Annotated in this window: 16 protein-coding genes and 1 pseudogene; 8 read left to right on the top strand and 9 right to left on the bottom strand. The window is 62.9% G+C overall.

Going from position 1 to position 18,664, the window contains the following annotated elements; genetic code table 11:
- Positions 1-74: 74 nt before the first annotated feature.
- The gene (cckA, locus tag ACR2J1_RS05475; RefSeq protein WP_434018326.1) at positions 75-2,615 is read right to left on the bottom strand and encodes a cell cycle histidine kinase CckA; all 2,541 of its coding nucleotides are present in this window, start codon (positions 2,613-2,615) and stop codon (positions 75-77) included.
- Positions 2,616-2,800: 185 nt separating this feature from the next.
- Between cckA and ACR2J1_RS05470 the strand changes: the two genes are divergently transcribed.
- The 3 genes and pseudogenes from ACR2J1_RS05470 (at position 2,801) to ACR2J1_RS05460 (ending at position 4,268) form a co-directional block, all read left to right on the top strand.
- Positions 2,801-3,154, top strand: a complete 354-nt coding sequence (locus ACR2J1_RS05470) for a flagellar biosynthetic protein FliO (protein ID WP_434018325.1) — start codon at positions 2,801-2,803, stop codon at positions 3,152-3,154.
- A 279-nt stretch (positions 3,155-3,433) separates the two neighbouring features.
- A pseudogene (locus tag ACR2J1_RS05465) lies at positions 3,434-3,901 on the top strand (M15 family metallopeptidase); the annotation flags it as partial.
- Positions 3,902-4,052: 151 nt separating this feature from the next.
- Positions 4,053-4,268 (top strand): M15 family metallopeptidase, encoded by a 216-nt coding sequence (locus ACR2J1_RS05460; RefSeq protein ID WP_434018324.1) that lies wholly within the window; start codon positions 4,053-4,055, stop codon positions 4,266-4,268.
- On the opposite strand, the gene dksA is transcribed toward ACR2J1_RS05460, so the two are convergent.
- The gene (gene dksA, locus ACR2J1_RS05455) at positions 4,269-4,691 is read right to left on the bottom strand and encodes an RNA polymerase-binding protein DksA (protein WP_434018323.1); all 423 of its coding nucleotides are present in this window, start codon (positions 4,689-4,691) and stop codon (positions 4,269-4,271) included.
- A gap of 293 nt (positions 4,692-4,984) precedes the next feature.
- On the opposite strand from dksA, the gene ACR2J1_RS05450 reads away from it, so the two are divergent.
- Positions 4,985-6,475: a YcjX family protein gene (locus tag ACR2J1_RS05450; protein ID WP_434018322.1), complete on the top strand. Its 1,491-nt coding sequence runs from the start codon at positions 4,985-4,987 to the stop codon at positions 6,473-6,475.
- The gene (locus ACR2J1_RS05445) at positions 6,472-7,452 is read left to right on the top strand and encodes a YcjF family protein (RefSeq protein WP_434018321.1); all 981 of its coding nucleotides are present in this window, start codon (positions 6,472-6,474) and stop codon (positions 7,450-7,452) included. The genes ACR2J1_RS05450 and ACR2J1_RS05445 overlap by 4 nt, the downstream gene beginning before the upstream one ends.
- Positions 7,453-7,464: 12 nt before the next feature.
- Here ACR2J1_RS05445 and ACR2J1_RS05440 read toward each other — a convergent pair whose 3' ends face one another.
- Positions 7,465-8,307 (bottom strand): hypothetical protein, encoded by an 843-nt coding sequence (locus tag ACR2J1_RS05440; protein ID WP_434018320.1) that lies wholly within the window; start codon positions 8,305-8,307, stop codon positions 7,465-7,467.
- 95 nt (positions 8,308-8,402) lie between these two features.
- Positions 8,403-8,915: a cupin domain-containing protein gene (locus ACR2J1_RS05435; protein ID WP_434018319.1), complete on the bottom strand. Its 513-nt coding sequence runs from the start codon at positions 8,913-8,915 to the stop codon at positions 8,403-8,405.
- Positions 8,916-9,566: 651 nt separating this feature from the next.
- Between ACR2J1_RS05435 and ACR2J1_RS05430 the strand changes: the two genes are divergently transcribed.
- Positions 9,567-10,040: a hypothetical protein gene (locus ACR2J1_RS05430; protein ID WP_434018318.1), complete on the top strand. Its 474-nt coding sequence runs from the start codon at positions 9,567-9,569 to the stop codon at positions 10,038-10,040.
- Here ACR2J1_RS05430 and ACR2J1_RS05425 read toward each other — a convergent pair whose 3' ends face one another.
- Both ACR2J1_RS05425 and ACR2J1_RS05420 read right to left on the bottom strand, forming a co-directional pair.
- Positions 10,041-10,973: an anti-sigma factor family protein gene (locus tag ACR2J1_RS05425; RefSeq protein WP_434018317.1), complete on the bottom strand. Its 933-nt coding sequence runs from the start codon at positions 10,971-10,973 to the stop codon at positions 10,041-10,043.
- Positions 10,957-11,529 carry a sigma factor-like helix-turn-helix DNA-binding protein gene (locus ACR2J1_RS05420; protein WP_434018316.1) on the bottom strand — a complete coding sequence of 191 codons (573 nt, stop codon included), beginning with the start codon at positions 11,527-11,529 and terminating at the stop codon, positions 10,957-10,959. Before ACR2J1_RS05420 ends, ACR2J1_RS05425 begins: the two co-directional genes overlap by 17 nt.
- A gap of 200 nt (positions 11,530-11,729) precedes the next feature.
- Here ACR2J1_RS05420 and ACR2J1_RS05415 point away from each other — a divergent pair, with 200 nt between their 5' ends.
- Complete coding sequence (locus ACR2J1_RS05415) at positions 11,730-12,779, top strand: hypothetical protein (RefSeq protein WP_434018315.1); 1,050 nt, start codon at positions 11,730-11,732, stop codon at positions 12,777-12,779.
- A 9-nt stretch (positions 12,780-12,788) separates the two neighbouring features.
- On the opposite strand, the gene ACR2J1_RS05410 is transcribed toward ACR2J1_RS05415, so the two are convergent.
- The 3 genes from ACR2J1_RS05410 to ACR2J1_RS05400 form a co-directional block, all read right to left on the bottom strand.
- On the bottom strand, positions 12,789-13,817 hold the full coding sequence (locus ACR2J1_RS05410) for an NAD(P)/FAD-dependent oxidoreductase (protein ID WP_434018314.1): 1,029 nt from the start codon (positions 13,815-13,817) through the stop codon (positions 12,789-12,791).
- An 8-nt stretch (positions 13,818-13,825) separates the two neighbouring features.
- On the bottom strand, positions 13,826-14,146 hold the full coding sequence (locus tag ACR2J1_RS05405; RefSeq protein WP_434018313.1) for a 2Fe-2S iron-sulfur cluster-binding protein: 321 nt from the start codon (positions 14,144-14,146) through the stop codon (positions 13,826-13,828).
- Positions 14,147-14,309: 163 nt separating this feature from the next.
- Complete coding sequence (locus ACR2J1_RS05400) at positions 14,310-14,669, bottom strand: Hpt domain-containing protein (protein WP_434018312.1); 360 nt, start codon at positions 14,667-14,669, stop codon at positions 14,310-14,312.
- A gap of 425 nt (positions 14,670-15,094) precedes the next feature.
- Between ACR2J1_RS05400 and ACR2J1_RS05395 the strand changes: the two genes are divergently transcribed.
- Positions 15,095-18,664 carry a hypothetical protein gene (locus ACR2J1_RS05395; RefSeq protein WP_434018311.1) on the top strand — a complete coding sequence of 1,190 codons (3,570 nt, stop codon included), beginning with the start codon at positions 15,095-15,097 and terminating at the stop codon, positions 18,662-18,664.

Genomic DNA, 18,664 nt, shown 5'->3' with positions numbered 1-18,664 from the left:
CGGACAAGACCACGCCTCTAGACGCGATCAAATGGAAAGGGAAGCCCTCCGAACCTGCGACACGTGTTGCCGCGTCAGCCCTCCAGGGCCGCCTTCACCGCGGCGGCCAGCTGCTTGAGATCGAAGGGCTTCTGCAAAAACATGAAGTCCTCTTTCTCGGTCAGATTGCGGCGAAAGGCATCTTCGGCGTAACCCGAGATGAAGATGATCTTGAGATCCGGGCGTTGCTGCCGAAGCTCCTTCAACAGTGTCGGCCCATCCATCTCCGGCATCACCACGTCGCTCACGACGAGATCAACCTCGCCCTTGTGGCTGTTAAAGACCTCGAGCGCCTCAGCGCCGGTGGTTGCTTCAAGCACGTGGTAGCCGCGCTGACCCAGCGCGCGCGCCGCGAAACTCCGCACCGCGTCCTCGTCCTCGACGAGGAGAACCGTGCCATGCCCAGTTAGGTCTCGCGGCTTCTCGCGCCGTTCGGGCTTCGGCGCTTCAACCTCAGCCTCGGTTTCGATGTGGCGCGGCAGGTAAACCCGCAAGGTGGTGCCCTTGCCAATCTCGCTATCGGCAAAGATGAAGCCGCCGGTCTGCTTGACGATGCCGTAAACGGTGGAGAGACCGAGTCCGGTGCCGCGTCCGATCTCCTTGGTAGAGAAGAACGGCTCGAACATTTTCTGCATGACTTCCTGGTCCATGCCGGTGCCAGTATCCGCTACCTCGATCAGCACATAGTCGGCCGCCACAAGGTGCTGCACGCCAAGCTCGCGCGAGTCCGCCTCGGTGATATTGGCCGTGCGGATGCGAAGCTTGCCACCGCCCGGCATGGCGTCGCGCGCATTGACCGCGAGGTTCACGATAACCTGCTCGAACTGATGCAGATCGGCCCTGACAGGCCAGAGCTCGCGACCTTGATCGAGACTGAGCTCGACATTCTCGCCGAGCAGACGGCCGAGCAGGATGGAAAGCTCCGAGATCACATCGTCGAGATGCAGGACCTGCGGCCGCAAAGTCTGCTGCCGCGAGAAGGCAAGCAGCTGGCGAACGAGCCCCGCGGCGCGGTTCGCGTTTTGCTTGATATTCATAATGTCCTGGAACGCGGGGTCGGTCGGTCGATGATTTTGCAGCAGGAAGTCGGAGAAGCCGATGATCGCGGTCAGCATGTTGTTGAAATCGTGGGCGATTCCACCTGCCAGCTGGCCGACGGCCTGCATTTTCTGGCTCTGCGCAATCTGCATCTCGAGCGCGCGCTGCTCGGTGGTCTCGATCACATAGGCGATCACCGTTTCACGTTCGCCTTCGGCCTGCTCGATGGGGCTCAGATAGACGGTGCCGCTCCGCTCCTTATCGCGCGCGAAAGAAATTTCGACAGGATCGATGAGCCCCTGTCCCGCGAGCGCGGCGCCGAGCGCCTTGCGCAGCGCCGGATGATCCTCGTCGTTGAACAAGCTTTCAAGCTTGACGCCCCGCGATTCATCGCCGGCGCTTCCGAAGAGCCGTGCAAACGCCGCGTTGCTCGCACTGACAAGGCCCTCGCGATCGACGGCGGCGATGGCGATCGGCGCGGAGTGAAACAGGCGTGCAAAGCGAAGCTCGGCAGAGCCGGCTTCATCGGCCTCTCCCGGGGAGCGGTTGAGAACGAGCGCATGCGCGAGACCCGCCTCGCCCGTGCCGGGCGGTAGACGATGCAGGATGCGCACCGGAAGGCTCATACCGTCAGCCTTGAAGAGATCGATGTCGAAGCGACGCGTAGCCCCCTGCACGGAACCACGGCCGGCGCGGGCGACGAGCGCCGCGCCGTCTTCGGACATGATCTGGCTGAGCTTCAACGGCGTGTTGGCGAGCTCGGAAAGATCGCGCCCGAGCCATTCCGCGAGTGTTGCATTCAGATATTCGACATTGCCTTCGCTATCGGTGGTGAAGAAGCCTGCGGGCGCGTTGTCGAGATAGGCGATGGCAGCCTGGACCTTGGCGAAGCTTGCTTCCTGCCGGGCTTGATCCTGCGTCACCTCGTCGACCTGCCAAACCACAAGAGCGCCCTTGCGACCGGCGCGTGGGTCCGAGGGCATCGGCTGCACCGAAATGCGAAACCAACGCGGAATCACCTCTTTGTCGAGGGTGTCGCCTTCGGGAGGCAGCCGAAATTCTTCCTTCAGCGAACGGCCCTGTTGCGCCGCGCGCGAGAGGCGGAAGATCACCTCAGCAAGATGCGGATTGCCGGCAAAGGCGCGATCCGGCGGCGGAACCGTCGCAGAGTCATCGAGGCCCAGAAGGCTGCGATAGGCTTCGTTGGCGTAGAGCACCCGCCCCGCGCCGTCGGCGATGAGGGCGCCTTGGGGCAGATTGTCGATGAACGCCTTAGCGACGTCATTGCGCGCCTGGCGCTGACCGAAATGAAGAATGCCTACGGCTCCCGCAAAGAGGCAGAACACGCCTATCACCGCGAGGCCGGCAAGAATCGCGAGGACGAAAGGCTCGGCGATCTCCCGTGATACCATGGCAAGCCCAACTGCTGCCGCGGCCAGCGCGAGAGCAAGCAGCACCACGAGGCTGACGCTCCCGTCACGCTCGGTATGGTCCGCGGCGGGTTGCGCATAGCGCATTGGAGCGTCGATATCGGTCATGCGATCAAATTATCCGATTCGGATTTCTTAAGCCGGACATTGTCAGGTCCAAGGCGTCAAGCCAGGATTTCCAAAGGTTCCGTCAGCATTTGGCGGACGTGGCGCGCTACTCTCAAGCCGCGCAGCCTTGTCCTGTATGGGCACGCGTGGTTAATGAGCCTTTAGGGCAGTTGCGGAAAGCGGCCATGAACTTCGACACGATCGTTCTTGCCATTGCGGCCGTGCTCTTCGTGAGCGCGCTGATTGCCCTCACCGTCTGGGCGTTCAAGGCGTTTTTCGGTGGGAGCGGGACCGGCTCGGGATTCTTGCGAGCGCGGGAGCGCCGCCTTGCTCTGGTCGAGACCGCCACGGTCGACAGCCGGCGAAAACTCATGCTGATCCGCCGCGACGACGTCGAGCACCTCATCATGACCGGGGGCCCGGTCGACGTTCTGATCGAGACGGGAATCAAGGCGCACGCCCATCTCGAGCCGCCGCTCGAGGACGTCATTATTGCGCGCAACGATACGCGGCCCGCGCCAGATTTCGGAAAAAGCTGAATATTTTTCGTTCTCTGCCCTGCTTTGCGATTGACAGTGACGAAAATGACACGTCGGTTTTGCTTGTGATGGGCGCCGAGTTGAGGTAAACAGAGTCTGTACTTACGGTGGCCACGCGTTGTAGTGGCAGGCGGATGAAGTGACGCCGGTAATTTTCAACCGCTCGTGTCGTAAGGTTTCCGGCAGTTCCCTGCTAATGGTCCGACACCGACTGGTCCTGCCAGTCATGTCAGTCCCCCAAACCTCTCCACTCCCCGCCCTCCAGCGGGGAGTTTTTTTATGGAATGGGTGACGGCTCGCGCACGCCCCCCGGACGTCCTCCATGTTGCGTCTTCTACCTTCCATCATGCGCGTTGCCGTCGTCGCGCTCTGCATCTTGTCGTCGCGCTCTGCATCTTAATGGCGGCGGCCTCCGCGCAGGCCGAGGGGATGCCGGCGGACTTCGTTTATCTCCGTGATGTCGATCCCACGATCCAGCAGGACATGCGCTATGCGGGCGCGAATAATTTCACCGGCCAGAGGGTGCCGGGCTATGTCGCGCCGGAATGCGTGCTGGTGCGGCGAGCCGCCGAGGCGCTGAAGGCGGTTCAGGCGGATCTCCACCCCAAGGGTCTCTCCCTGAGGGTTTACGACTGCTATCGACCGGCGCGATCCGTGGCGGCATTCTTGGCGTGGGCGAAGCGGCAGGATGACGCACAGGCAAAGGCGTACTATTATCCGCGGCTCGACAAGACGGCGCTATTTCCCAACTACATTGCCACGCGGTCCGGACATTCGCGCGGCGCCACGGTCGATGTGACCCTCGTCCCCCTCAACACACCGATGCAGACGCCCGCGAGCGAAACACAGGCGCCCTGCACCGCCCCGCAATCGACGCTCGCCCGACGGCAGCCTTGCCATGGGCACAAGCTTCGACTGCTTCGACGTGAAGGCCAATACCGCCGCGTCAGGCCTAAGCGACGAAGAGGATGGCAACCGCGTGACCTTGAGCGCTTCTATGCGATCTCAGGGCTTCCAAAACTATCCGTTGGAACGGTGGCACTACACGCTTGTGCCGGAGCCCTATCCCGACTCGATCTTCGACTTTCCGATCGAGAAGCGGACGCCGCGATGACTATTCGTCGCGGTAGACGCGCTCGCGGCGCTCATGCCGCTCCTGCGCTTCGACGCTCAATGTTGCGATCGGCCGCGCGTCGAGGCGCTTCAAGCTGATGGGTTCGCCTGTTTCCTCGCAATAGCCGTAGGTGCCATCATCGATGCGCTCGAGCGCAGCATCGATCTTGGCGATCAGCTTGCGCTGACGGTCTCGCGCACGAAGCTCCAGCGCGCGCTCGCTCTCGGAGCTCGCCCTGTCTGCGATATCGGCATGTTGCACCGACTCGTCCTGAAGATGCTGGAGCGTCTCTTTCGTCGAGCGCAAAATCTCGTCGCGCCACGCCAGAAGCTTACGCCGGAAATAGGCGCGCTGCAGATCGCTCATGAAGGGTTCGTCCTCGGTCGGACGATAATCCTCGGGGAGCTTTTTCTTGGTTCGCATGAAAGCCACTTCCATACGCAATCCATCTTGTTGGGCCGGATCGCCCGCCACCCGGTTCGCGCACGGTTAGCGACGACCCCCAGCCGGGCTGCCCCGTATTTACGAAAGCGAGTCGACAAGTCAAGACAACAGACTCCCTTGACAACGGTGCGAAGCACGGACAGCCCGGCCGTTGCAGATCCGTCATATTTATTTGTGAGCGCGGCAATCCATGCGATGGGAGGATCTGCTTGAAAAAGAGGCAGCGGATACCCTCTCTTTTGCCAATTTGGGCGGGGGCGCTATGAGCCCTTTTGAGCCGGATCGAGGAAGGACGCGTCGAAAGCTTGCCTAATTCCAGCATCACCCGCGCCGTCGCGGCCGCCGCGGCGAACCTCCGACATTACGCCGCGGATCTCGGCACGCCAACGATCCGGCTCGGCGTTACCGGACTCGCCCGTTCGGGCAAGACGGTATTCATCACGGCGCTGGTGCATAATCTCATCTCAGGAGGGCGCCTTCCGTTCTTTGATGCCGCGGCCGAGGGCCGCCTCCTGCGCGCTTATCTCGAGCCGCAGCCCGACGAGGCGATTCCCCGTTTCGAATATGAGCGCCACCTTGCCGATCTCACCGGCGACCCGCCCCGCTGGCCGGAGAGCACGCGCCGCATCAGTCAGCTGAGGCTCGCTCTTGAATATCAGACCACCAAGTTCTGGAAGCGACAGCTTGGTCGCACTCGATTGCATATCGATATCGTGGACTATCCCGGGGAATGGCTGCTCGATCTGCCGCTGCTCAATCTCGACTACGCGCAATGGTCGCGCGCCGCGCTCGACGAGAGCCGCAAGAGCGGGCGGAAAGACATCGCGAAGACATGGCATCAAGCCTTGGCCGGCGTGGATCCCGCGGCGCCGGCTGACGAGGTGCAGGCAGAAACGCTATCGCATTTGTTCAAAGCCTATCTGCGCGAGACGCGCGCCGACCAATACGCGCTTTCAACTCTTCCGCCGGGCCGTTTTCTGATGCCCGGCGACCTCGAAGGCTCGCCCGCCCTTACCTTCGCGCCGCTCGACGCCAAAGGGGCGGATAGCTTTCCCCGTGGCTCGATGTGGGCACTGATGGCGCGGCGCTACGAGGCCTATAAGACCCACGTGGTGCGTCCGTTCTTTCACGATCATTTTGCGAGGCTTGACCGGCAAATCGTGCTCATCGACGTCCTTGCCGCGCTCAACGGCGGGTCGGCTGCGGTTGCCGATCTCGAGCGCGCCATGACCGAGATTCTCGAATGCTTCCGCACCGGTGCCAACACGTTGTGGTCCAGTCTGCTGTGGCCGCGCATCGACCGCATTGTTCTTGCCGCGACGAAGGCCGACCATCTGCATCAGCAAAGCCATGACCGGCTCGAGGCCATTCTCGCGCGCCTCACCGGCAGGGCGATGGCGCGGGCCGAATATGCGGGCGCGGAGGTGAAGGTGCTCGCGCTTGCCACTATCCGCGCGACGCGCGAAGGCGTGGCAAAGCGGAATGGAGACGTCCTCCCGTGCATTGTCGGCTACCCCCTGCCCGGCGAGACGATCGGCAGGCGCCACTTCAATGGCGACGAAGCCTTCGCCATCTTTCCCGGCGACCTTCCGAAAGACCCCGACCTTGCGCTCAAGGGGCTTGCCGCGCAGCAAGACGACGTGCGGTTCGTGCGGTTCCGTCCCCCCGACCCCGTCAAGCTGCCCTCGGGTGGCTTCGCGCCCTTCCCAAACATACGGCTTGATCGCGCTATTCAGGCGCTGATCGGAGATCGCCTCACATGACCAAAGGCCAACCCCGCAAACCGACCGCGTTTCGCGTCGAAGAGGTTGAGATCTTTACGCCTCCGGCGCCGCAGCCGCCGTTGGAGGGGCTCCCCATGCCCGCGCCGCGCGTGCGCGGGGTTCCCGATCTTCGCCGGGGGCTTCGCTGGGGCAGTATTCTCCTCACGGCTCTTGGCGGGCTCGTCAGCCTTATCGCCTCGCTCTGGCTCTACGACTGGGTGCTGGCGCTGCTGGCGCGGGACGACTGGATCGGCTTTGTCGCCGTCACCCTGCTCGGCATCGTCATCCTCGCGCTTATCATGCTCATCCTGCGCGAGGCCGCCGGGCTTGCTCGCCTCGGGCGGCTCGGCCGCATTCGCCATGAGGCCGACAGCGCCGCGCGTCAGAACGACAAGGCTCTCGCCATTGATGTCGCCGATCGGCTCAAGCGGCTTTATGCCGGGCGCAAGGATCTCGCCTGGGGCCTCTTACGGTTGTCGGAGCACGAACACGACATCATGGATTCCGCGGAGCTGCTGCGGCTCTGCGAACGGACCCTAATCGCACCGCTCGATCCTCTCGCGCGCGGCATCGTCGCGGCGTCAGCCAAGCGCGTCTCGGTCGTGACCGCGGTGAGCCCCGACGCGATCATCGACATGCTGTTCGTGGCAACGGAGAATTTGCGGATGCTGCGCAGGCTCGCCACGCTCTACGGCGCGCGGGCTGGGACCCTGTCGCTCCTCAAACTCGCACGCATGGTGCTGACGCATATCGTGCTGACAGGCGGCATCGCGCTCGGCGACGACGTCATCCAACAGGTGATCGGGCATGGGCTCACGGCGCGATTATCAGCGCGTCTCGGCGAAGGCATCTTCAATGGCGCCCTGACCGCGCGGATCGGTATCGCCGCCATCGATGTCTGCCGTCCGCTGCCTTATGTGGAGCAGCCCCGGCCGCGCTTTCGGGAGCTCGTGGCAGAAGTCGCAGGCATGCGCTGAGCCGAGTTCCGGTCAGCCCGGTAGCTTGCAGCCGTCAATATCGACCTCTTGCGAACGGCCATCGTCGAACATCAGCGTCAGCGTGATTTTGTCCGCGCAGCTCAGGCCTCCAAAACCGACCCGGAACCCGGTCTGGCGCTCTCTTGATTGCTGTACGCGCGGTTGCACGGCGCCAGCTTCGACATCGTAAGCGACAGCGATGAGCCGCTGCTTGATGGCGTCGGGAGGCTCGACCCAAAGCTCGAAGTGGAACATCGGCCTCGCGCGGTTTGCGCCTTTGAATTGAGTGGATTTGGCCTTCACCCATCCTCCGGCGGCCGACGCTGAAAGGTCGAAGGCGGGTTCGCTCGCGGCACCGGGTGCGGGCACGGACGGACCGAAACGCGACGGCGGCGGCGCTCCGGGCACGAGCGACGCTTCACGCGGGTACGGCACAGGCTCGATCGCATCCCAAGGCAGCGTCTCGGGCGACGCGGTGCCGCCGATGAAGGCTGTGGTTGGAGCCGGGCGCCGATTGCTACCCTCAGATGTCTTTGCGGCTTGCGACGCGACGAGCGCGGTCGGATCGAGTGTGTCGACGTCGAGCTTCGCTGACGGGAGTGCAGCTTCGATGGGAATGGGCTTTGTTGCCGGCACGACCTCAGCGGGTGCCGCATCTTCACCCGGTCCCTTGGCCATGACGGTCTCGCCGCCGCTGCTACGCGCTACGATGCGCGGACCTGTCGTCTCGCCGAGCTGCAGAAGGAAAAGGCCGGGAATGCCGAGAGCGTTCACGCTCAGCACAAGCGTCGCTTCGAATGCCAAGAAGTATGCGAGCAAGACCATGCCGATCGTGCGGCTATTCAAGGCATGCATGACATTTGCCGGTAACAGGAGTGGACCGCGGAATCACGCGCAACCCTCTGCACGGCCGCCGTAAGCATAACAAGCCGCAGCGGCCAGGGAAACGCCTAGTCGTCGCGCCAGCATACAACAAGAGGCCCGCGCGAGCCGAGGACGGGATCAGACTGCGGCAATGGAACCCAGGGGATACTGTCGAGAGCCTTGGCGCGATCGGACTCTGTGTCGCGGCAAAGATCCCAGTACTGACCGAAGGGATAGGCACCGACCACGACGAGGTTCCTACTGATCAAGCAGCAATGGCCAACGCCTGCGGGAATCATCACAACGTCACCGGCGCGAAGCTCACAAACGAGGCCGTGAGGACCTCCAAATTGCACATTGGCGCGGCCTGCCGCGATGCCAATCACCTCATGGGCGGTCGAATGGTAGTGCTGGAAGTCGTAGATGCCGTTCACCCAGTTGCCTACCCATCCATGCGCCTTGAACAGGTCGTCGAACGCGCGTTCCGGCGCAGCGGCAAGCCCGTTGCGGCCGAACACCTGACGGTAGACGACAAGCGGCAGTTTCGGATTGTTCGGGATGAGACCATCGTCGGCGAGAAGATGCGTTTCGACACTCACCGGCGCGCCCTTCTCGGGAGGGACGTCTCCTCCCGCTTTACGTTCCGCTGAGTCGACCATGACCGAAGAACGTCGTTCGCACGGCTCCGTTCCGATGACCGGTGGATAATGGGGATAACCTCTCCACCCTGCATGCGCCGTTCTGCGCGTCATGTATGGTTGAAGCGTGAGGGGACTGGTTGCAGAGTGTGCCTGCGGAGAGATCCAAAAGCACATGAAGCAGACAGAAAGCTCATAGGGCTAGGCAAGCCCGAGGTCATTCACTGCCATGGGTGGCTCAAGGTGGAGGAGTAGGCGGGCGCTAAGTGTCACGGTCTGTCGGCTTTGCCGCAATACCGTGGGGCGAGGTTGACAGGATACCTGGCACCGCAAATTCCTCTGCTGTCCCGCGGTTCCGGCCCGGCCAAGGTTGGGGACCACGCCGCAGCAACGCGACGCTAAACAAGGGCTAGGGCCGGATCACGCCGTCGCTTCGTGAGCAATCATGGGGCTGACCACGTGATTAGAGACCGAAAGGTCTCGCGGCGCCGACCGATCGCTCCGAACGGGCGTGAGGCTCGACATCGCACAGGGAGGCGGGGCCCCAAAGCTCCGCCTTTCTTGCGTTTTGCGCTTATCTCCCCTGCTCTCCCCTTTAGTCGTTGGCGGTCGATGGATAAGATCCCCGCCATCATGCTCGAAACAACAACAAGAATGGCAGTCGCGGCGAGCGTCATCACGGCAGGGTTCGCGCTTACGCTTGTCGGAGGCTGCGGCACGATCGGGTCGTCCAGAAATAAAGAGGGCGCCGCGACCGATATCGAGGCGCGGACGGTCAAGCCGGACGATCCACTTGCGCGTCCAATTCAAGTGGCATGGACGTCGGCGCGGGCGAGCTATTGCGGCTTTATCTTCGATCCCGGGCAACTCCGAGCAAACTACCTCGCGTCAGAGTCGCGAGCCGGAACGCCGCCGGCCCAGATGCAGAAGATCGAGCGTGCTTACGATTATACGCGCCAGTCGGTCATCGACACGATCAAAGACAATCTCAGTTATTGCAACAAAGAGCGCACGGCGGCGATCAGAGCAGACCTGACCCGTTACCTCGCCGGCGACTATGCCCCCCATGCGAAGGTCGCGCGTTAATTACCGTATCGGTGAAGGCACATTCGGGTTCCACCGCGACAGTGCTTTCGTCGGGCGTGGCGAGTGCGGGAGAGGACCAATGCGCGCCTTGTCCGTTGCGACAGGGACAAACGGCGGCAGCGATGGCGCCGGCGGCAACGGTTCGTGCCTGATCTTCTCGGTCAGGCGCAGGAGCATGTCGTCGTCTTGTTCGCCGGCGAGGAGATAGCTGACTCCCGCCTCCGACCACCCGACAGCGCCAATATTTCCTTCGCGCTGGAAGACAGGGAGGCCCTCGACCTGCCCACGCCTTGCATAGAGCGCGAGCGGAGCGCCTTCCTTCGGAAGATAGAGCATAAGCCCAAGCGGCTCGTTGCCATCCCGCAAGAGCTGGGCGCGCACGAAGCGGAAACCTTGCGGCTGTAGATCCGGAAATTTCAATGTCGGCGCTATGGCGCTTGCGAACTGCAACGTGACGAGGTCGCGATTGGCTTGGCTCTCCGGACTCACTTCCAGGCTTGCCCGGCTCGCAAACGCTTGGGCTCTCGCCGCTTCGCGACGCCACGGCGCCGCAAGAGCCGTCTGTTGCGTGGGGCTACCGGATTTGAACATGGGGAATTCCGGCATGGCCAGCGGCCAGCCATAGCCGGCAACGATAAGGCCGAGCGCTATGGCGATCCCCGTCCCGGCCAGCGCAAATTTTAGGAAGCCGCGCTGGCGCGGTGCCGGCTCTCGGGCCATAGGCGGGCCCGCATAGATGGAAATCTCGGCTTCATCCCCCGCGAGGATCGCATCGAAAGCCGCTTCCAAACGCGCATGTGCATCGCGCAAGGCATGGGCACGGCGCGCGATCACATCGTCCTGGTCGAGCACCTTCTCGACGGCGCGGGTCTGCTTGCGCGCAAGCTGGCCGTCCACATAGGCCACCAGCAATTCGTCACTGAGTTCGGTCATGATCGTCCCTCTGCCCTTTGGGATAGAGCGTTTCGATGGTCGCGCTCGCCGGCTCCTGCACGTCCGAGCCCAAGCGATCGGCAAGGCTCGCGCTGGCGCGGACAAGCCGCGCGGAGATGGTATCTGCAGAACAGTCGAGGACACGGCCGGCGTCCTCGTGATCGAACCCCTCGGCGTACACAAGAAGCAACGTGCTTCGTTGCTGCGGCGGCAGATGTCCGAGGAAGCTCGCTGTGACAGGGTCGAAGTCTTCGTCATCCTCGTGGAGGAAGAGGCGCTCGAAATCCGCCTCCGCCGCCTTGGCCTGACCCATCGGGTCGGCGTGATCGCGCAGTTCCTGCAGCCAAGACCGGTAGATCTCGGCAAAGGCCCAGCGGTCGAGCATGGTGCCGCGTTGATAGCGATGCTGCTCGTTCAGCATGCGCGTCAGGGCGCGGCGAAGAAATGCCGTGCCTTCCCGCCGTTCGCCGACAAGCACGTCGGCAAAGCGCTTCAGCCGAGGCAACATGACGATGAGGCCGTGCCGGACGGAATCGTAACGCTCTTCTGCCTGCAACGCTTGTTCCCCCGCCGCTGGGTGGTGCCGGACAGACGCCGTGGAGTAATCTTCCACGCGAATCAAAAGGATATCACAATCCGCCACGCGTTGATCGAAGCCTAATTCAGGAACGTTATGGTTAACGTTGCGTTAAAAAAGCCCTTGCGTCGGTCCGCGATGCTGCCGACTCTTCACGCATGTGCCCGGGGAAATGAGCGATGACCGCTGTGCCTCACGATTCCGAGGAGGACACGAAGCCAGAGGAGACGCCTGTCGCTTCGCGGCGGAAACGCGCGGCGGCGATGGCTGCCGCTGCGCTTCAGCGAACGAAAGCCGCAACGGCGCGTGCGATTGCTGCGAGCAAATCCGGGTGGGCGCGCGCGGGTACGATGCGGCGCGATGCGGCGCAGAGTAAAGTCGCGCAACGGATCGCGATCCTCGCCGACAAGACCGCGGATCACACCAAGCGCGCCACGACGACAGCGGTTGTCGCAAGCAATACCGGCCTCACGCGCGCCGCCGAGATAGGCCGCGACACCGTGCTGCCAGAACTCAAACGGACCGGGGCCAGACTGAAAGAGCGGACGCGGCCCGAACGGCTGAAGAGCGATTATCATGACAGGCTGCTCGCGCTGCATGTGGGCGTGCTCGACCGCTCCATCGAGCGCCTCTTCTTCGTGCCAACGGCAGAGACCGTCGCGCTCGAGGGACTGACCGTCGTGGGCAGCCATCGAGACCAGGGCCACGACTACCGGCCCACCCCCTATTGCGTGTTCGAGTGGGCGCTCGCGGCGATCGACTTCGACTTCAGCCGCTTGAGTTTCGTGGATTATGGCGCAGGGAAAGGTCGCGTCCTCCTGCTCGCGGCGCAGTACCCCTTCAAGGCGGTCGGGGGGATCGAGTTCGCCCCGGAGCTGCACGACGCCGCGACCATGAATATTGCGCAGTTCCCGCGCTCGCGCATGAAGTGCCGCGACGTCGAGTGCATCTTGGAGGACGCCGCCGGCTTAGGCACGCTCGACGGCGAAGCCGTGCATTTTTTCTTCAACCCTTTTTCACGCGAGGTGTTCGCGGAGGTGCTGAACAGCATTGTGGCGTCCTACCGCGAATCGCCGCGACGGCTTTATCTCGTCCTCGTTGATCCGATCGCGACGGATCTTGTCGAACAGAGTGTTGTGTTCATGCGGGTCGATCTGCCGCCGGCACAGCGGATCCGAGCGAAGCTCTTCAGCCCCTACGAGATCGCCGTCTATCGTTCGCTGGCGTAGCGGCGAATCTTACTTGACGCCGAGCTTCTTCTGCAAATTCGTCGACGACGTCGTGTATTGGAAGACGAGCTTCTTGTCCGGGTAGATATAGCGATAGGCGGCTTGCGCCATCAAAGCCGCCTCATGGAAGCCGGAGAGAATGAGCTTCAGCTTGCCCGGATAGGTGTTGATGTCGCCGATGGCGAAGATGCGCTTCTCGCTCGTCTCGAACTTCTCGGTGTCGACCGGGATCAGGTTCTCATGCAGGTTCAAGCCCCAATCACCGATGGGCCCAAGCTTCATGGTGAGGCCGAAGAACGGCAGCATGACCTCGGACGGCTGCTCGTAGGTCGCCCCGTCCGGCCCCTTCACCGTGACCTTTGTAAGCTGCCCATTGTCGCCATGTAGCTCCGTCACCTGGCCGAGCTTGAAGGCGATATCGCCCTGCTCCACCAGCGCGAGCATCTTGTTCACGGAGTCCGGTGCCGCGCGGAACTCGGCGCGCCGATGCAGCAGCGTCAGCGACTTGGCGACGGGCTGTAGGTTCAAGGTCCAATCGAGCGCGGAATCGCCGCCGCCCACGATCAGCACATCGCGGTCGTGGAAATTGTCCATCTTCCGCACCGAATAGAAGACCGACGTGCCTTCATACTGCTCGATGCCAGGCAGAGGCGGCCGCTTCGGCGTGAAGGATCCGCCGCCGGCGGCGATGATCAGAAGCTTGCATTCGAATACCGTGCCGAGATCGGTGGTGAGGCGGAAGCCCTCGTCGAGACGCTCGAGCGTGTCGACGCGTTGATTGAGATGAAACGTGGCGTCGAAGGGCTTGATCTGCTCCATCAGCCGATCGGTCAGCTCCTGACCGCTCACAATCGGCAGCGCGGGAATGTCGTAGATCGGCTTCTCCGGATAGAGCTCGGTGCACTGGCCGCCGGGGCGATCGAGAATGTCAAGGACGTGGGCTTTGATGTCGACGAGGCCGAGCTCGAAGACTGCGAAGAGGCCCACAGGGCCGGCGCCTACAATGACAGCGTCAGTCTGGATCACATTTTCGGACATGGCTGGTGCTAGAACTGCTTTTCAGGGATGCGAACCACAAGGCCGTCGAGCGCCGCGCTGACCTTGATCTGACAGCTGAGCCGGCTCGACGGGCGCACGTCGAATGCAAAATCCAGCATGTCTTCTTCCATTTGCTCAGGGTTTCCCGTCGGATCGCGCCAGGCATCGTCAACGTAGACATGGCAGGTCGCGCAGGCGCAGGCGCCGCCGCATTCCGCCGCGATCCCCGGGATCGAATTCTTCACCGCGGCTTCCATCACTGTCATGCCAAGTTCAGCTTCGACCACGTGCTCGGTCCCGTTGTGCTCGATAAAAGTAATCCTGGCCATGACATTGGCGACTTAATTGTCTTCCGATCGCGGGAGCCGGGCCGCCTTGGATATGCGTGCCCGAGGATGAAGGCGCAAGCGGACGAGCCACTCGCGACGCGCTGCTATAGTGCAATTAACCCGGAGACTCTAGTGCTTTGGGGCGGATTTTCGCCGCCGCATTTCAGCGGTCCTGCACAAACGACGCGATAAAATCGTTCGCTTCCGCCACCGACGCTTCGATCTCGGACAGGCATGCATCGCGTGATGCGATCAGCGCATCGGCAGGAAGCGCTTCGGCACCTTGCGCCGCTTCGGCAGCGCGCCATGCCCCCACGGCCAACGCCGAACCTTTGAGGGAGTGGGCGGCCTCCCTCCACTCCCGGTCCGACCAGGACGCACGGAGGCGATTGACATAGACAATAGACTGCGTGGAAAAGAGCCCCAGCACCTCGCATTCGAGAGCGCGCTCGCCAAGAGTGTAAGGCGCCAGGTGCACGAGGTCCACGGGCCGGGACCGCGCCATATCCATATCGATCCGCACCGAGTCCTGCTCGCCGCCATGTCGTCCCCTTGCTTCCGCGGCAGCGCGGCCGCGCATTGGAGGTCGATTGAGACAGGATTTGTTGCGGCGCGGTATCCGATCTGGCGACTTCAAGACCGGCAAGGCTGGCGGCAGGTTCGACGCCACTCGGCCACTTGTGTTACCGGAATATCACATGTTTTTTGGGAGAAATTCGGGTCTACGCGGATGCTTTTCCTCGCGTAAACCATAATGCCCGATTCAGCTTTTGTTATCCCTAAAAATTCGTTAACGATATCGGCAGACGGGGGAATGCGTCGGCGGGCCGGTCCGGATAGTGTGTTCATCCGGGAGCAAGCCTTTCCCTTTTAAAGACGCTCAGCGCCGCTTCGCGGGTTAGCAAGGCGCAAAGTTTCTCTCGCGTTTAGTCGTACGAGGACCGTGTGATGGCGCAGGAACAGGCGAAGTCGCCGCACGTCGCGGCGTCGGAAGAGACGAAGGATCAAACTCAGGGCTCTCTTGATAAAAAGCTCTTTCTAGGAGGAGCGGCGGAGGACACTTCGCCTCCCGCAGAGGCCACCGAGGGCCTGAAACGACCCTCCCTTGCAGACCGCCTCAGCGCGGACCAGCGCCGTCGTGAAGAGCCACGCGTCGAGGACAGCAAGGCCGCCGACAGCGCCGAACCCATGGGCCCGCCGGCCCCAAAGGCGATCACGCGTTCGCGCCGTCCCGCAGGCCCCGCCCAACGCCGCTTCACCCCACCCGCCGCCAATGACGACTTGCCCTCCATCGGCGGACTGATTTTCGCCTTGCAGCAGAGGCCGTCGCGCTCGCCGTTCCTCGTCGCGCTGTTTGCCTCGCTCGCATGGTTCATCATCGGCGGCGCCTTCGCGTTCGGTCTTATTTCGACGCAGCTGGCGGCACCTGAAGGCGCAACAGGAATGTTCGCCAACCCAGCGCTGCTCACGGCCGCAGGCGCAATCGTCATTCCTATCGCCATCTTCTGGTTCCTTGCGCTACTCGTGTGGCGTGCGCAGGAGCTGAGGCTGATGGCCTCGGCCATGACCGAAGTTGCGGTGCGCCTGGCCGAGCCGGACAAGCTCGCAGAGCAATCCGTCGCCTCCTTGGGCCAGACCATCCGGCGCCAGGTCGCCGCGATGAATGACGCCATTTCCCGGGCCATCGGTCGCGCAAGCGAGCTCGAGGCGCTGGTGCATAACGAGGTCGCGGCGCTTGAGCGCTCCTACAGTGAAAACGAGCTGCGCGTCAGGGGCTTAATCAGCGAGCTTGCGACAGAACGCGAAGCACTTGCGAATAACAGTGAGCGCGTCAGCGAGGCCCTCAAAGGGGTCGGCGCGCAGATCGCGCGCGATATCACCAATGCGAGCGGCGGCATCGACAAGAAGCTTGCCGAGCGCGGTCTTCAGCTCACCGAGCTTCTCGTCGCACGCAGCAACGAAGCGGCCGAGCAAGTGCATAAGGCGCAAGGCAAGGTCGCCGAGCACGTGCCGATGCTTCTTGAGCGCCTTGGGAAAGAGCAGACACGTCTCGCCCTCGTCATCGAGGGTGCGGCCAAGAACCTGACCGCCCTCGACAGCGCCGTGGCGGAGAAGACCACCGCCCTCGACAACACCATGAAAGAGCGAACCGATGCGCTGAACACGACGCTGATATCGCGCATCGCGGCGCTGGAGAATTCGGTCGGCCAGGGTGCGATCATCCTCGACAAGACCCTGAAGGACCGCACGGACGCATTCACCGCAGCCGTCGGCGAAAATGCCTTTGCTCTCGACAAGACCTTGAAGGACCGGACCGAGGCCTTTACTGCGGCGGTCGGGCAGAACGCGTTCGCCCTCGATAAGGCTCTCTCCGAGCGCACCGTCGCCTTCACGCAGTCGGTGGACGAGAGCACCACCAATCTCGATAAGGCCCTCGCGGATCGCACGACCGCTCTAATCAGCTCGATCGGCGAAGGCGCCGCGGTGCTAAACCAAACTCTGAAACTTGGCGCAGACGGCTTTGCCGCGGCCATCGACCAGCACGGATCGGCGTTGGACAAGGTTCTTTCCGACCGAGCCGACGCACTTGCCGAGAGCATCGATCAGCGCGCCGGCACGCTCGATAAGGCGCTGGCCGAACGCACGGAGGCTTTTGCCACAAATATCGAGGAGCGCGCCGATGCGCTCGACAAATCACTAAAAGACCGCACGACCCAATTCACCTCGGCTGTGAACCAAGGCGCGATTGCGCTTGATAAGACGCTCGCCGAGCGGGGCGAGAGCTTCGCGAACTCGCTGGCCCAGCGCATTAAGTCGCTTGAGACGACGATTACGGACCAAGTTGCGTCCGTTGACAAATCTCTGGCGGAGCGGACAGAGACCGTCACGACCGCCCTCACCGAGAGGCTGAAGCTCATCGATGTGACGTTCGGTCAGCGCACCGCGGAAGTCGATCGCGCCCTCACCCATCACACGCAGGCAACGGAATCGACGTTCGCGAAGCAGACGTCCCAGCTCAATCAGGTGCTCAGCACCAATTCGGAGATGATGAGGCAGACCGCGGACCAGGTCGGCACGCAGTCGAAAGAAGCCGTCTCCATCCTGACCAATCAGACCCAATCCTTGCGCCAAGTGTCGCGCGGCCTGCTGGAGCAGATCCACGGCCTCACCCAACGCTTCGAAAACCAGGGTCAGGCCATCCTCACCGCCGCCAAGGCGTTGGATTCGTCCAACAGCAAGATCGACTCGATCTTGGAAAGCCGGCATCAGTCGATCCTCTCGCTGCTGCATGTCGTGAACACCAAAGCCCAGGACCTCGACAACACGATGCGCTCCTATGCCGGCATCGTGGAAAATTCTCTCACGCACGCCGAGACGAGAGCGAAGCAGGTGACGTCGACTCTGGCGCGCGACACCGCCGGTCAAGCGCAACAGGCGCTTGCCCAGATCGAACGGCTGCGCGAGGAAGCGCAGGCCCATACCGGACGCGCGGTCGCGGATCTCAAAGGCAGCTTCGAGACGGTCATTACCCAAATCGGGCGCCAGCTCGAGCAGATGCGCGGCCAATTCGACAATACGTCGCGCGGCATGCGCGAGGCGGCGCGGCAGACGGCGAGCGATCTGGATACGCTTCGCCAGGAAATGCAGAAGCGGATGGAGTCGCTGCCGCAGCAGACCGCACAAGCAACCGCCGCCATCCGCAAGGCGCTCACCGACCAGCTGAAAGAGATCGAGGCACTTACACCGGTGCTTACGAAGGCCGCATCGCAGGTTAACGGCGCCGATCCTTACCGGCAGCCCGCGCCGCGCAGTCAGCCCTTGCCGCCGCGCGAGGAGTTCCGGCCGGTGAGCCAGCCGTCGGGCCAGTTTACCCGTCCGGGCGGTCAGTTCGAGAGGCCATCCGGTCAGTTCGACTTGCCGCCAATGCCGCGCTTCGATCTGAAGGGCCGCCAGGTCGCCTCTTCCATGCACGAGCAAACCGATATCGGCCAAGTGGCAAGCAACCTCGCGCAGCAGCTCTCCGGCGCGTCGCAGCCGCGAGGCGCGCGCTCCGAGCCGCGTCGCAGCAGCCAATGGTCCGTGGGTGACCTCCTCGCCCGCGCTTCGGAGCCCACTGAAGAAGCGTCCTACGGCAACCCCGTTTTCAGCTCGCGCGAGGTGCCACCGCCGGCAGCCAACGGTCATGCCCAGAGCTTGCGCCTCGACGAGCTGGCGCGGGCCATCGATCATCGTACCGCCGCCGAGGTCTGGCAGCGCTTCCGGACCGGCGAGCGTGGGGTGCTCGGCCGCCATATCTATAGCCTCGACGGCCAGGTGACATTCGACGAGATCAACGGCCGCTACCAGCGCGACGGAGAGTTCCGCGGCACGGTCGACCGCTATATCGGCGACTTCGAGCGGCTGCTCGCCGAGGCCGAGCAGACCGACCCGGAGGGCGGGATGTTACAGAACTACCTGACCTCGGAGACCGGGCGCGTTTATCTGCTCCTGGCGCATGCGAGCGGACGGCTGCGCTGA

Source organism: Methyloceanibacter sp., assembly GCF_050999895.1.
Lineage (GTDB): Bacteria > Pseudomonadota > Alphaproteobacteria > Rhizobiales > Methyloligellaceae > Methyloceanibacter.
This window is presented reverse-complemented; position numbering and strand designations above follow the sequence as displayed.